General features: G+C 72.4%; 13 protein-coding genes, 1 tRNA gene and 1 pseudogene. 5 read left to right on the forward strand and 10 right to left on the reverse strand.

From position 1 onward, the window contains the following. Positions 1-118: 118 nt before the first annotated feature. Positions 119-280: a hypothetical protein gene (locus D9753_RS36385; RefSeq protein ID WP_163010621.1), complete on the reverse strand. Its 162-nt coding sequence runs from the start codon at positions 278-280 to the stop codon at positions 119-121. Continuing rightward, on the reverse strand, positions 277-693 hold the full coding sequence (locus D9753_RS04555; protein WP_121785824.1) for an ATP-binding protein: 417 nt from the start codon (positions 691-693) through the stop codon (positions 277-279). Before D9753_RS04555 ends, D9753_RS36385 begins: the two co-directional genes overlap by 4 nt. A gap of 151 nt (positions 694-844) precedes the next feature. Between D9753_RS04555 and D9753_RS04560 the strand changes: the two genes are divergently transcribed. Beyond that, the gene (locus D9753_RS04560; protein WP_121785825.1) at positions 845-2,095 is read left to right on the forward strand and encodes a helix-turn-helix domain-containing protein; all 1,251 of its coding nucleotides are present in this window, start codon (positions 845-847) and stop codon (positions 2,093-2,095) included. A 781-nt stretch (positions 2,096-2,876) separates the two neighbouring features. Here D9753_RS04560 and D9753_RS04565 read toward each other — a convergent pair. Further along, positions 2,877-2,950 (reverse strand) — tRNA-Pro (locus D9753_RS04565). 111 nt (positions 2,951-3,061) lie between these two features. Then, positions 3,062-3,577, reverse strand: coding sequence for a hypothetical protein (locus tag D9753_RS04570; RefSeq protein ID WP_121785826.1), 516 nt, complete (start codon positions 3,575-3,577; stop codon positions 3,062-3,064). Between the two features lie 129 nt (positions 3,578-3,706). Here D9753_RS04570 and D9753_RS04575 point away from each other — a divergent pair, with 129 nt between their 5' ends. Then, on the forward strand, positions 3,707-4,051 hold the full coding sequence (locus D9753_RS04575; RefSeq protein WP_121785827.1) for a cupin domain-containing protein: 345 nt from the start codon (positions 3,707-3,709) through the stop codon (positions 4,049-4,051). 133 nt (positions 4,052-4,184) lie between these two features. Continuing rightward, the gene (locus tag D9753_RS04580; protein WP_121785828.1) at positions 4,185-5,345 is read left to right on the forward strand and encodes a Gfo/Idh/MocA family protein; all 1,161 of its coding nucleotides are present in this window, start codon (positions 4,185-4,187) and stop codon (positions 5,343-5,345) included. A gap of 250 nt (positions 5,346-5,595) precedes the next feature. On the opposite strand, the pseudogene D9753_RS04585 reads toward D9753_RS04580, so the two are convergent. Further along, positions 5,596-6,629 (reverse strand): annotated as a pseudogene (locus tag D9753_RS04585) (LacI family DNA-binding transcriptional regulator). Positions 6,630-6,736: 107 nt separating this feature from the next. On the opposite strand from D9753_RS04585, the gene D9753_RS04590 reads away from it, so the two are divergent. After that, positions 6,737-7,741: a Gfo/Idh/MocA family protein gene (locus tag D9753_RS04590; protein ID WP_121785829.1), complete on the forward strand. Its 1,005-nt coding sequence runs from the start codon at positions 6,737-6,739 to the stop codon at positions 7,739-7,741. Between the two features lie 64 nt (positions 7,742-7,805). Here the strand turns inward: D9753_RS04590 and D9753_RS04595 are convergent, their stop codons facing one another. From D9753_RS04595 to D9753_RS04615, 5 genes are all read right to left on the reverse strand, one after another. Next, complete coding sequence (locus D9753_RS04595; RefSeq protein ID WP_121785830.1) at positions 7,806-8,000, reverse strand: hypothetical protein; 195 nt, start codon at positions 7,998-8,000, stop codon at positions 7,806-7,808. 163 nt (positions 8,001-8,163) lie between these two features. After that, positions 8,164-9,072, reverse strand: coding sequence for a sugar phosphate isomerase/epimerase family protein (locus tag D9753_RS04600; protein ID WP_121785831.1), 909 nt, complete (start codon positions 9,070-9,072; stop codon positions 8,164-8,166). Position 9,073: 1 nt separating this feature from the next. After that, entirely contained in the window at positions 9,074-9,991 is a 918-nt protein-coding gene (locus tag D9753_RS04605) for an ATP-binding cassette domain-containing protein (protein WP_121785832.1), read from the reverse strand. Between the two features lie 4 nt (positions 9,992-9,995). Then, the gene (locus D9753_RS04610; protein ID WP_121785833.1) at positions 9,996-11,072 is read right to left on the reverse strand and encodes an ABC transporter permease; all 1,077 of its coding nucleotides are present in this window, start codon (positions 11,070-11,072) and stop codon (positions 9,996-9,998) included. Next, the gene (locus tag D9753_RS04615) at positions 11,072-12,091 is read right to left on the reverse strand and encodes a substrate-binding domain-containing protein (protein WP_121785834.1); all 1,020 of its coding nucleotides are present in this window, start codon (positions 12,089-12,091) and stop codon (positions 11,072-11,074) included. The genes D9753_RS04610 and D9753_RS04615 overlap by 1 nt, the downstream gene beginning before the upstream one ends. Positions 12,092-12,332: 241 nt before the next feature. On the opposite strand from D9753_RS04615, the gene D9753_RS04620 reads away from it, so the two are divergent. After that, the gene (locus tag D9753_RS04620; protein WP_205614054.1) at positions 12,333-13,778 is read left to right on the forward strand and encodes a cellulase family glycosylhydrolase; all 1,446 of its coding nucleotides are present in this window, start codon (positions 12,333-12,335) and stop codon (positions 13,776-13,778) included. Positions 13,779-13,785: the final 7 nt, after the last annotated feature.

The following is a 13,785-nucleotide window of genomic DNA, read 5'->3' on the forward strand; positions in this document are numbered from 1 at the left end:
TCCAGGTCAGCGCCACCGAATCCGCGTCAGTCCGTGCAGTCGTGAGACCTGTGTGAGACGGCCGAGCCCCGGCCCGGTGGAGTTCACCGGGCCGGGGCTTCGCCGCGCCCTGGGGCAGTCAGTGCTGCTCATCGTCCTCGGGCTCTCCGCCGACGGCGGCCAGACCGGGTTCAGCAGGGGCCGTGGTGATCCGCAGGCACCCGTCCGTACCGAACAACTCGATCAACTGCGACAGATGGGCGCGGGCCGCACTACGGCCGGGGGTCTCTCCCGTGGTCACCCGCGCCCTTCCAGGTCCGCCCATACGATCTTGCCCCAGCGCCGCTCATCGGTGCCCCAGTCGGCGGCCAGCGCCGCCACGAGACGCAGGCCGCGCCCGCCCTCTTCGTTACCGCCCGCTTCGCACTCCACCGGCCGCGCCCGGGAGAGGTCCGCGACGCCGACACGCACCCGCGCAGCGTCGGGACGGTCGATGACGACTCGGATGGACTCCCGCCGGGCGTGCTGCACGGCGTTGGCCACCAGCTCGGACACGATCAGGGCCCCGTCCTCGGCCAAGTCGTCCAGTCCCCAGACAGCACAGGCGGTACGAAGCAGGCGCCGGGCGGTGGCTGCGCTCTCGGGTTGCCTCGGCAGGGTCTCGCTGTACCCGGGGTGCCCTGTCCGGCGGGCCCGGGTTGTAGGTTGCGGCATGTCGGTCTGCTTCCTTCAGATCGGCCAGCCCCGGGGCCGTTCGCGCGGTAGCCGGGGCGCTTCGCGTTCAGGTAACCGGGGGGCGTGATCACGCGGAGGAGCCCACCAGGGGGCCAGGGAGGGGCCACACTGGATACGGAAGGGGGCCACCATGAGCGACACCACCGAGCGACGCCGCGAGTTCGGCGCCTACCTCGCCGGTCTGCGGCGGCACTCCGGCCGCTCGCAGCGGCAGTTCGCCGCCGTGCTGTGCGCCGTGTCCGGCGCCCAGTCGATCACGCGGAACGAGGTCTCCCGGTGGGAGCGCGGGGAGCGCATCCCGGACGTGTGGCTGCCCACCTACGCCCAGGTACTCGGCGTGCCTCTGCGTGAACTGGAGCAAGCAGCCGCGTACGCCCGGGGCGACGCACAGGCCGCCCTCCCTGGGATCGCGGCCACCCTCGCGGACCTGCTGCCCGACGGGGATGCGCTGGAGCCCCTGGCAGCCCCCCGCGGCCGTCGTATCGGCACCACCACGGTTGCTGGACTGGCGGCCCGCGTGCACGGCCTCCGGCTCGCGGACGACGTGCTGGCCGGCGGGGACCTGATCGCCCCCGCCTTCCGGGAGCTGCGCGCCGCCGTCCGCCTGTACCGCGAGTCCCAGCACTCCGAGGAGACGGGGCGCGGCCTGCTGGTGCAGATCGGGGAGTTGGGGCAGATCGCCGGGTGGATCGCCTCGGACGCCGGTCGGGGTGAGGACGCGGAGTACGCCTACCGGCTCGGGCTCTCGGCCGCCCGCCAGGCCGGGGACACCCCGCTGGTGGCGCAGCTCGCGGGCAGCCTCGGCTACCACCTGACGAACAGTGGCCGGGAGCGGGAGGGCCTGGAGCTGGCGAAGGCGGCCGTCGCGGAGGCCGGGCCGGACGCTCCGGCCACGACACGCGCTCTGTTCCACGATCGCGTGGCGTGGGCACATACGCGTGCCGGGGAGGCGCAAGCTGCCCTGCGGGCCCTCGGGGAGGCGCACGCCGCCCTGGACGCCACGGACGGCCCTCCGGCACCGACATGGGCGTACTGGGTGAACCGCGAGGAGCTGGAGGTCATGGACGCCCGGGTGTTCACCGAGCTGCGCCGCCCGCTGCGCGCGGTGCCGCTGCTCCAGGACGTGCTGGGACGCTACGACGCCACGCACGCCCGGGAGGTCGCGCTGTACCGCTCGTGGCTGGCCGTGGCGCTGGCCGACGCGAACGAGCCCGAGCAGGCCGCCGAAGAGGCCCGCCGCGTCATCGACACGTGCGGGGATCTTTCCTCGGAGCGCACGGCGGAGCGGGCCCGGACGGTCCTGCACCGGTTGAAGGAGTACGAGGACGTACCCGAGGCGCGCGAAGTGCTGGCCGACTACGGACATCTCCTGCTCGCCTGATCGCGGCGGCCGTCGTGCCTACTGATCTCCGTAGAGTCCTCGGAGGCGGCGGCTGAGCCGCTCCTGAAGCGCGTCCAGCGATGCGCGCGCGGCAGTTGCGTCCTGGTGAGGCCCCAGCCATCCTTGCACGCTGGTGGCCAGGTCCCTGTCCTCCAGCCTGGCGATGTGTGCGCGCAAGAACAGTCCAGCTTGGGTGGCTGCTGCTCTAAATGGGCTACTCGACCAGGGGCGCGATCGTTTTCCACCATTCCATCGACGGATCTTAGCCAGGCTCGGAGCGTTGGAGCCCTGATCGGTAGTAGCGGACCGGCTGACCGTTCACACGCCAGGGAGCCACGGCTCACACGGGCTGCGGCTTCGTGCCGCTCAGGCGGTGGGGCGCTCCGCCCGCCCCTCGGTGGCCATGCCACGCAGGAGACAGGCCATCACCTCCGGCACGCGGGCACGCTGCGCAGCCGTCAACTCCAGGGCGTTCCAGAGCCCGGTGCATCGCCCCGTACATGATCTTCGTCCGGACCTCGGCCAGCGTCACCAGGCGCTCTTCCACGCTCATCTCGGCCACGAGGTCACACATCTTCAGCGGGCCGGTCACTCGGACCACGGGTTCACCAAGCGGACCTACGTGCGCCCCGACCCGCAGTCGTTGAAGACGGTTTCGGAGAAGTTGGCCTAACTGCTCGGCTGACCTTGATCAACCAGGTTTGTGAGACATTGTGCGACGGCGCCTCTGGGAACGATCAAGAGGGGCCCCGAAGGACCCCTCTGACCTGCTTCTAACCCGTCGGGACGACAGGATTTGAACCTGCGACCCCTTGACCCCCAGTCAAGTGCGCTACCAAGCTGCGCCACGTCCCGTCGCGGTCCCCCGCGGAGCCTCCCGCGTGATCACGCACGTCAACCCTACCGCACCGGCGCGGGTGCCCGTGCCGCGCCCGCGCCGGTCGCCGGGCGCGTCCGGCCCGCCGGTCATTTGATGAGCGCGTTCGCCACCACCACGACCAGCCCGAGCAAGGCGTCCACCAGGCCGGTGAGGACGGCGGCCGGCCAGCTCCGGGCCGACCAGCGGGCGGTGATGAGGCCGAGCGCGAAGAGGAGTACGACGTTGAGGACGAATGCCGCGTACTCCACACCGTTCGCCGGCCACCACCGCCAGTAGGCGCCCGCGAGCAGGAAGACCGTGGGCAGCACGGCCGCGACGAGCGGCCATTCGTCGCGCACGGCGAGCAGGGCGTCGCGGCGGCGGTGCGGGGCGCGCTCGGCGACGTAGTGGGCGTAACCGTGGGCGAGGGCGGAGGCGAGCGCGGTCACCAGCACCCATGCGGCGTCGTAGCCACGGACGCCGGCGGACGTGTGTCCGTACTGGGTGAGCGCCGCGACCATCGAGCTGGCGAGGACGGCGCCGTACACCCCGCCGAACAGGATGACCTCGCGCGTGTCGTGGTGCCGGGGCGGCGGCGGGCCGGCCGCGGTGGAGTCGGACATGCACTCCACAGTCACCCGCGTCCGCCCCGCCCGCCACTCCACCGGGCGACGAAGTGTCCTCCCACCAGGCCCGATGCCCCACACACTGTCGACGGCGGCACGGCCCGCGCGCGGGCTAGGGTCGGCCGCATGACGCACAGCTTCGCGCTCCACATCCCCGACGCCGACCTGGTACCCGAACCGCTCGACCCGGAGCAGATCGTCTCCGGGCAGCCGGAGGTGACCGGAAAGGTGGTCTGGGAGTCGCCGGACGGCCGGCGGATCCACGGCATCTGGCAGATCACGCCGGGTGTGGTCACCGACACGGAGGCGGACGAGCTGTTCGTGGTGATCAGCGGCTCGGCGACGATCGAGGTCGAGGACGGGCCGGTGCTGACGGTGGGGCCCGGTGACATGGCGGTGCTGCGCGCGGGCGACCGGACGACGTGGACCGTGCACGAGACACTCCGCAAGGCCTACGCCATCACCCTCTGAGCGCGCCCGGCCCCTGTCGCCCGGAACCGCCAGAGGTGTGTCGCCCGGTCGGAGGGTTGACACCGCGCGTATGTCCGGACAAAGGTGGCCCGGACGGAGAGGGACCGGTCCCACGGGTCAGGGAGAGGCTGTCATGGTGGATGCGCTGGGTGTCGCCGTCATCGGGTTCGGCTGGATGGGCCGGGTGCACACCCAGGCGTACGCCCGGCTCCCCCACCACTATCCGCTGCTCCCGCTGCGCCCCCGGCTGGTGACGGTCGCCGAGGAGGTGCCCGGCCGGGCCGAGGAGGCCGCCGAGCGGTTCGGGTTCGCGTCGGCGACCCGCGACTGGCGCGAGGTGGCGGCCGATCCGCGGGTGCGGGCCGTCAGCGTCACCGCGCCGAACTTCCTGCACCGCGAGATCGGCGTGGCGATGGCCGAGGCCGGCAAGCACCTGTGGATCGAAAAGCCGGTGGGCCTCACCGCCGGGGACGCCCGCGCGGTCGCCGACGCCGTCGCCCGGGCCGGTGTCCAGGGCACGGTCGGCTTCAACTACCGCAACGCGCCCGCCGTCGAGGCCGCCCGCGAGCTGATCGTCTCCGGCGGGATCGGCACGCTCACCCACGCCCGCATCCGACTGTTCAGCGACTACGCGGCCCACCCGGACTCCGCCCTCACCTGGCGGTACGAGCGGGAACGCGGCGGGAACGGGGTGCTCGGCGACCTGGCCTCGCACGGCGTCGACCTGGCCCGTTTCCTGCTCGGTGAGATCGCCTCGCTGACCGCGGACACGGCGGTGTTCGTCCCGGAGCGGGCCCGGCCGCCCGGTGCGACGGCCGGTCACGCCCTGGCCTCCGGCGGCGCACCGGGCCCGGTCGAGAACGAGGACTACGTCGGCTGTCTGCTGCGCTTCGCCTCCGGCGCCCGCGGGGTCCTGGAGGCCTGCCGGGTCTCGGTCGGCGAGCAGAACACCTACGGTTTCGAGGTGCACGGCACCCGGGGCGCGGTGTTCTGGGACTTCCGGCGGATGAACGAACTCGGGGTGAGCCGGGGGACGACGTACCAGGACCAGCCGGTCAGCACGGTGTACGTCGGCCCGGGTGCCGGCGAGTTCGCCGCGTTCCAGCCGGGCGCGGCCAACGCGATGGGCTACGACGACCTGAAGGTGATCGAGGCCTGCCGCTTCGTCCGTTCCGTCGCCGAGGGCACGCCGTACGGGGCCACCCTCACGGACGCCGTGCGCAGCGCGACCGTGCTGGACGCGATGACGCGGTCCGCCCGGCTCGGCTCGTGGGTGGACGTCGACGGCGGCTGAGCGCGCCGGAGACCCGCTCCGGGCTGCCGCCACGCCGCTGCCCTGCGGCACCGGCGTCCGGTCGAGCCCCGGGCCCCAGGGCCGCGGCCCTGGGGCCCGGCACGGCCTTCGTCGGACTCGCCCGCGCGGCCGGCGACCGCGTCGGCCTGCCGCGCGTACGCGGACTCACCCTCGCCGCACCGCTCAGAGGGCCGCGGCCCGCGGTCCGTCCTCGGTCTGCCTCGCGCCGTGCGGGTCACCGGACCGCCCGTCACCCGGCCGTCCGCGCGGGCATGTTGTACGGCGTGACGACCTGGATCGCGGACGGCAGCAACGAGCCCGCGGGCGGCAGCGCGCCGTGGAACCGCATCACCTCGTGGCAGGCCTCGCGCATGTCGTGCCGCAGGTCGTGGTGGAGCACGGCGGACAGGCGGTGCTCGCGCAGCAGTCGAGTGTTGTCGTGGTCGAGGTCGTGCGCGACGAACACGGCGCAGTCGCGGCCGAGGTCGGCGAAGGCCCGCAGGGTGGCGTCGTTGCCGCCGCCGATCGAGTACACCGCCCGGATCTCCGGATCGCGCTCCAGGGCGGCGCGGACGAGGTCGTACTGCGTGGCGTCCAGACCCTGTCCCTCGGCGATCTCCACCAGCGTCCGCTCCGGGTGCCGGGCCCGCATGAGGCCGCGCGGAAGCCCATCTCGCGCTCCTCCTCGTTGCGGAAGAAGCCGCTGCTGAGGCTGGTGAGGACGTTGCCGGGCCGGTCGCCGAGCCACTGGCCCGTCAGGAAGGCGGCGGTCGCGCCGGCGGCCCGGTTGTCGATGCCGACGTAGGCCAGACGGCCGCTGGTGGGCAGATCGGTGACGAGGGTGACGACCGGGATGCCGGCGGCGGTGATCCGGCCGACGGCCGCCGTGATCTCGGGGACGTCCGGCGCCTTGAGGATGACGCCCTGGGAGCCGCGCCGGGCGATCCGGTCCAGCGTCCCGGCCTGCTCCGCGGCCGGTCCGGTCTCGCGGAAGTGGAAACGGGAGCGGACCACCGCCGGGTGCAGCGCGGGCAGTTCGGCCTCCAGGGCGCCGCGTACGGCGGTGGTGAACCGCTCGGGCGCCTGGACCACGATGTCCATCATGAACGTACGGCCGACCAGCCGGACCTGGGTGCGCTGGCGGTCCAGGTCCGCGACGGCCCGGTGCACCTCCCGCGCGGTGCTCTCCCGCACCCCTCCCCTGCCGTTCAGCACCCGGTCCACGGTGGCCTCGCTCAGGCCCGCCTGCCGCGCGATCTCACGGAGGGGGAACGGGTGGCCCATGGTCCGGCTCCTTGAGGGGTTTTTGATGGCTGCCTGCTGGTTGTTCGAGGGGTTTGTGCTGACAAGAATGACAGGACCGCTCCGCTCCTGTGACCGAAAGAGTGCACATGCGCATCGGAATCCTCGGCCTCGGCCGCATCGGCGCCTTCCATGCCGAGACCCTCTCCGGACTGGACACCGTCGAGTCGCTGGTCGTCGCCGACCCGTTCGCGGGCGCGGCCGAGTCCGCCGCCGAGCGGTTCGGGGCGCGGGTCGCGGACTCGCCGGAGGCCCTGTTGGCGGCCGGCGTGGACGGCCTCGTCGTCGCGGCGGCCACCGACGCCCACCCGGCGCTGATCCGGGCCGGCGTCGAGGCCGGTGTGCCGGTCTTCTGCGAGAAGCCGGTGGCCCGCACGGCGGCGGAGGGCGTCGCGGTGCACCGGGCCGTGCGGGACAGCGGGGTTCCGGTCCAGATCGGCTACAACCGGCGCTTCGACGCGGGCTTCGCCGTGGCGCGGGCCGCCGTGCGCGCCGGTGAGCTGGGCATCCTGCACACCGTCCGGTGCACGACCCTCGACCCGGCGCCGCCGCCCGCCGCGTACGTCGCCGCGTCCGGCGGGATCTTCCGGGACTGCTCCGTGCACGACTTCGACATCATCCGCTGGGTGACGGGCCGCGAGGTCGCCGAGGTGTACGCGGTGGGCGGCAACCGGGGCGCCGACCACATCAGGGCCGCGGGCGACGCCGACACCACCGGCGCGGTCCTCACCCTGGACGACGGCACGATCGCGGTGGTGTCCAACTCCCGTCACAACGGCCGTGGTTACGACGTCCGCATGGAGCTGCACGGCTTCGCGGACTCCCTCGCCGTCGGACTGGACGACAAGCTCGCGCTGCGCTCGGCCGAGCCGGGGGTGACCTTCCCCGCCGGCACCCCGCACGACTTCTTCATGGACCGCTTCGCCGACGCCTACCGCGCCGAACTCATCGCGTTCACCGAGGTCGTGGCCGGCACCCGCCCCTCGCCCTGCACCATCGAGGACGCCCTCGAGGCCGGCTGGATCGCCGAGGCCTGCACGCTGTCCCTGCGCGAGCACCGCCCGGTGACGCCGGCGGAGGTGCGCCGGGCGTGAGCCGGGGCCGGCAGGGGCGGGCGGAAGGGGGCGCCGGGCGTGTGTCCGGCGCCGTTCCCGCGTCTCAGCCGCAGTACCGGATCAGCCACTCGTCCGGGTTGTAGGTGTCCCGCGCCGGGTCCGGCGTCGTCGCCGGCTTCGTCTCCACCGTCTCCTCCGGGCGTATCCGTTCCGGCAGCGCGCCGAAGCGGTCGCGGCGCAGGGCGGCCGGGTCGGCGGCGTCCTGGGGCGTCGTGCGGGGTTCCGTACGGTGTGTCATCTCGTCCTCCCGTCGGCGCGGGCGTCCCCCGTCATCCGGCACAACGCCCGCGTGCCCCGGTTGGTTCCCGGCCGTGCCCGCACCCAATCCCCTGGTACAGCGAAGGAACCGGCCGCGGCCACGGGCGCGCCACGGTCGGCCCTTTCGGATGCGTCCGCGTTCCTCAGGCCCCGCAGGACCGCAGGAAGCGCCGGGTGCGCGTCGCGACGGGCAGTGGCGCGTCCGGCTCGCACGGGTACATGTCCTGCTCGACGATCGCGAACAGCTCCACGCCCAGTTTCTGTGCGGCCTCCAGCACCGGCCCCAGCTCCGGCACGCCGGTGGGGGGTTCGCACATCACCCCGCGCTGCACGGCCGGCCCGAACGGCACCCCGTCGGCGACCACCTCGGCGAGGACGTCCGGGTCGACCTGCTTGAGGTGCAGGTAGCCGATGCGCTCGCCGTAGGTCTCGATGAGCCTGACGCTGTCGCCGCCGCAGTAGGCGTAGTGCCCGGTGTCCAGGCAGAGGTTGACCAGCGCGCTGTCGGTGGAGTCCAGGAACCGTCCGACGTGGGCCTCGGTGTCGATGTGGGTGTCGGCGTGCGGGTGCACGACGAGTTCCAGGCCGTACGCCTCCCTGACCTCGTGGCCGAGCCGTTCCATGCCCTTGGTCAGGTGGGCCCACTGCTCGGTGGTCAGCTCGGGGGGTTCCAGGATCTCGGCGGTCCTGTCGTCCCGCCAGAAGGAGGGGATCACGACGAGGTGCCCGGCGCCCACCGCCCGGGTGAGCGCGGCGACCTGGCTGACGTGGGCCCAGGTCTCCTCCCAGCCGGCCGGGCCCCGGTGCAGGCTGGTGAAGACCGTGCCCGCCGAGACCTTCAGGCCGCGCGCGGCCACTTCCTCCGTCAGCCGCGCCGGGTCGGTGGGGAGGTAGCCGTAGGGGCCGAGTTCGATCCACTCGTAGCCGGCCTGGCGGACCTCGTCGAGGAAGCGTTCCCAGGGCACCTGCCGGGGGTCGTCGGGGAACCAGACGCCCCAGGAGTCGGGGGCGGAGCCGACCCGGATGCGGTCCAGAGGGGTGGGACGGTCCATGTCAGGGGGTTCCTTCCGGGGAGGTCGACACGGGCGCGCCGGGACCGCCGTCCTCGGGCAGCTCCTCCACGTCGACACCGCGCACCTGGGCCAGTTCGTGCTTGAGCGTGGCGAGTTCGGCGCCGCCGGCCATGTGGTTGGTGAGCTGTTCCAGGGTGACGTCGGCGCGTTCGGCGGACAGTTCGAGGGTGCCGAGGCGCAGGACGCTGAAGTGGTCGCCGACCATGTAGGCGTGGTGGGGGTTGTGGGTGATGAAGATGACGCCGAGGCCGCGGTCGCGGGCGGCGGCGATGTACTTCAGGACCACGCCGGACTGCTTGACGCCGAGGGCGGCCGTCGGCTCGTCCAGGATGAGGACGCGGGCGCCGAAGTGGACGGCGCGGGCGATGGCCACGCTCTGCCGCTGGCCGCCGGAGAGGGTGCCGATGGGCTGTTCGAGGTCGTCCAGGGCGATGCCCATCCGGCGCAGTTCCTCGTCGGCGGTTCTCTTCATATGGGCGATGTCGAGGCGGCGGACGGGCCAGGGGCCCCTGGTCAGCTCGGAGCCGAGGAAGAAGTTCCGCCACACGGGCATGAGGGGGACGGTGGCCAGGTCCTGGTAGACGGTGGCGATGCCCTTGTCCAGGGCCTCGCGCGGGGTGTGGAAGCGCACCGGCTGTCCGTCGACGAGGAACTCGCCCTCGGTGTGCTGGTGCAGCCCCGAGATGATCTTGATGAGGGTGGACTTGCCGGCGCCGTTGTCGCCGAGCACACAGGTGACGCGGCCGGCGTGGACCTGGAGGTCGACACCGTGCAGGGCGCGGATGTTGCCGTAGGACTTGCCGGCGCCGCGCAGTTCGACCAGGGGGCCGTCCGGTGCCGGGGCGCCGCCCCGGCGGACGGTGCCGCTGCCGTCGGCAGTGGTTCCGTTGTCGGTCATGGGGTCACCTCCGGGTCGCCGTGCGCTGTACCCACAGATTGATCAGGACGGCGCCGAGCAGCATCACGCCGAGGAACGCCTTGAACCAGTCGGGGTTCCAGCCGGCGTAGACGATGCCCTGCTGCACCATGCCGAACATGAAGGCGCCGAAGACCGGGCCGATCGCGGAGCCGTAGCCGCCGGTGAGCAGGCAGCCGCCGATGACGGCCGCGGCGATGTAGATCAGCTCCTGCCCGACGCCCTCGCCGGACTGCACGGTGTTGAACGAGAACAGGTTGTGCATGCCGACGAACCAGGCGCCGAAGCCGACCAGCATGAACAGGCTGATCTTGGTGAAGGTGACGGGGACGCCGACGGCGCGGGCGCTTCCCTTGTCGCCGCCGACCGCGAAGATCCAGTTGCCGTACCTGGTGCGCAGCAGCACCCAGGTGGCGAGGGCCGCGAGGACCAGCCACCAGACCACGGTGATCTTGACCTGCACCCCGCCGACGTCGAAGGAGGATGCGAAGATCTTCCTGGCCTGGCCGAAGCCGTCCATGTCGCTGACGTCGTCGGTGGCGACGTTGCCGGTGACCAGCTTGGTCACGGCCAGGTTGGCGCCCTGGAGGATCAGGAAGGTGCCGAGGGTGACCAGGAAGCTGGGCAGCCCGGTCCGGACGACCATCCAGCCGTTGAGGGCGCCGATCGCGAGGGACACGACCAGGGCGACGATCACGCCGGTCCACACGTTCAGGGTGAGCTGGTAGCTGAGCATGCTCGCGGTGAGCGCCGAGGAGATCACCGCGACGCCCGAGGAGAGGTCGAACTCGCCGCCGATCATCAGCAGGGCCACCGGGAGGGCCATGATGCCGATGGTCGACGACTGGTAGAGGATGTTCGCCATCGAGCTGCCGTCACGCACCGGCGGCGCGACGATCAGGAAGAAGACCAGAACGGCCACGGCGCCGAGGAAGACGCCCACTTCGGGCCGGGCGAGGAGCCGGAGCGGCAGCGGGCGCCGGGAGGTGCGGCCGTCGGTTCGCCGGGGGCCGGGCGCCGGCGGCGTGCCCACCACCGGCTCAGCCTGCTGGGCCATACTCATCACCGGGTGCCCTTCGCGGCGAACTCGGCGATCTTGTCGACGTTGCTCCTGTCGACGAAGGCCGGGCCGGTGAGCACCGGCTGCACTCCGCCGCCGCTGTAGTTGCCGTTGTTCTCGTAGAGCCACAGGGAGTCGACCGCCAGGTAGCCCTGGAGGTAGGGCTGCTGGTCGACGGCGAACTCGATGCTGCCGTTCTGGACGGCCTTGACCAGCCGGTTGTTGAGGTCGAAGGTGGCCACCTTCGCCTTGCTGCCCGCGTCGCCCACGGACTGGGTCGCGGTGAGGGCGATGGGGGCGCCGAGGGTGACCACGGTGTCGATGGAGTTGTCCTGCTTGAGCTTCGCCGTGATGGTCGACTTCACGGACGGCATGTCGGTGCCGTTCACGTACAGGGTCTCAGTGGTGCCCTTGAACGTCTTCCTCACGCCGTCGCAGCGCTGGGTGAGACCGACGTTGCCCTGTTCCTGGATCACGCAGACGATCTTCTTGGCGGGGGTGGTGTCGAGCTTGTCGCCGAACGCCTCGCCCGCCACGCCCTCGTCCTGCCCGAAGAACTCCACCAGGCCGAGCTTCTTCCAGTCGCTCAGTCCCGAGTTCAGGCCGACCACCGGGATGCCGGCCTGCTCGGCCTTGCCGAGGACGCCCTTCATCGCGTCCGGCTTGGCCAGGGTGACCGCGATGCCGTCGACCTTCTGGTCGACGGCGTTCTGCACCAGGCCGGCCTGGTTGCCGGCGTTCGGGTCGGCGGAGTAGACCAGCTTGACGTTGTCCTTGGCCGCCGCGGCCTGTGCGCCCTTGCGGACGGTGTCCCAGAAGGTGTCTCCGGGTGCCTGGTGGGTGACCAGCGCGACGGTCATCCGGGGCGTGTCGGCCCTGCCCGCGGAGGCGTTCGCCGCTCCCTCCTGGGCCTTCTTGCCGCCGGAGCCGCTGGAGCAGGCGGCGAGGGTGAGCGCCGCCGCGGCGGCCACGGCCACGAGGGGGGCCGCTCTGCGGGAGCGGGAGCGAGAAGAGCGGTCCATCTTGCCTGCACCTCACTGTGCGTGCGACGGGGGAACGGACGCTGTTGCGTTGGGACGGGATACAAGTCTGTACCGAGCCCGCTGTCAATGGTTTGTTAAGACATCATTTCACAAGCAGGTCAGAATGTAAGGACAAATACACACCCGGCCAGGTGCCCGCGCCGCGCCCGGGAACCCGGTGGACCGCGGCCGACACCGGATGGCTCCGGCCCCCTTGAGAAGCGCCGCGACCACTGGTGGGATGCGCGGCACACGAACACCGCCGGCCCGGAGGTCTCCTGTGCTGCGAGCGATTCTGACGGCGAGCGCGGCCGTAGCCGCGCTGCTCGCCCCCACCACCGCCCCCGCCCACGCCACCGCCACCACCGCCCGCGCCACCGCCCGCGCCGAGGACGCCGGGCGGGGCATACCCCCGCTCACCGACCGGCAGGGGCGGGTCCTCACCCTGCACGGCTGGAACATCGAGGACAAGGCGCACCGCGGCGACCAGGCGCTGACCGGCATCACCGAACGGCACCTGCGCGACATGCGCGCCCATGGCTTCGACTTCGCCCGGCTGCTGGTCTTCTGGGACGACCTGGAGCCGAGTCCGGGGCAGTACAGCCGCGCTTACCTCAGCCGGATCGGCCGGATACTGGACTGGGCCGAGCGCTACGGCGTGAAGGTCGTGCTCGACGCCCACCAGGACGTCTTCGGCCCCGCCTTCGGCCACCGCGGCATCCCCGAGTGGGCGACCAGGACCGACGGACTGCCCTTCACACCGCATCCGGACGACTGGTTCGCCGAGTACTTCGAGCCCGCCGTGCAGCGCGCCTTCACCCACCTGTACGAGGACACCGACCTGCGCCGGGCCCAGGCCCGGATGTGGCGGACCCTCGCCGGCCGCTTCGCCCGCCATCCGGCCCTGCTGGGCTACGACCTCCTCAACGAGCCGATGGGCGAAGCGCGGCCGGAGGAGGACCAGGTCACGGCGGCGGGCCGGATCGAGCGTGAGCAGCTCACGCCGATGTACAACCGCCTGGCCGACGCGGTCCGTTCGGCCGACCGGCACTCCTGGCTGTTCGTCGAGCCCACCCCGGTCGTGGGCGAGGGCGTACCGACCGCACTCGGCCGCGTCGAGGATCCCCGGGTCGTGTACGCGCCGCACTTCTACGACACCGCCATGGAGGCCGGCTCCGACTACGACCCCGGGGCCGGCTGGATCGAGGCGTACGAGCGGGCCGTCACCGCATATCCGGAGCGGTACGGGATTCCCGTCGTGGTCGGCGAGTGGGGCCCGCCCGACAGCACCCTGCCGAACATGGGCCGCTTCTACCGGGACGCGATGGCCTCCCTGGGCCGCTACGCCTCCGGCTGGGCGGGCTATGTGTGGTGCTACGGCGGCGGGTACTGCGCGGTCGACGACGCGGGCGTCCTCCGCGCCCACAAGGAGCTGACCGCCGAGCCGTACGCGCAGGCCGTCGCGGGCACGGTCCGCTCCGCCGCGTACGACGCCGGGCGGGGCGTGTACCGGCTCTCCTACCGTGCGGCGCCTCACGGGCCCCGGCTGACCGGGCTGTCCCTGCCGCCGGGCACCTGGCGGGTCACGGCCGACGGCGGTGCGGCCGTCGTGCTCGGGCCGGCCGGCCGGGCGTGGGTGCGGGCCGTACCGGGCAGCCTGGTGACCGTCACTGTGGAGCGCGGCTGACGGCCGG

The organism is Streptomyces dangxiongensis, assembly GCF_003675325.1.
In the GTDB taxonomy this organism is placed as follows: Bacteria; Actinomycetota; Actinomycetes; order Streptomycetales; family Streptomycetaceae; genus Streptomyces; species Streptomyces dangxiongensis.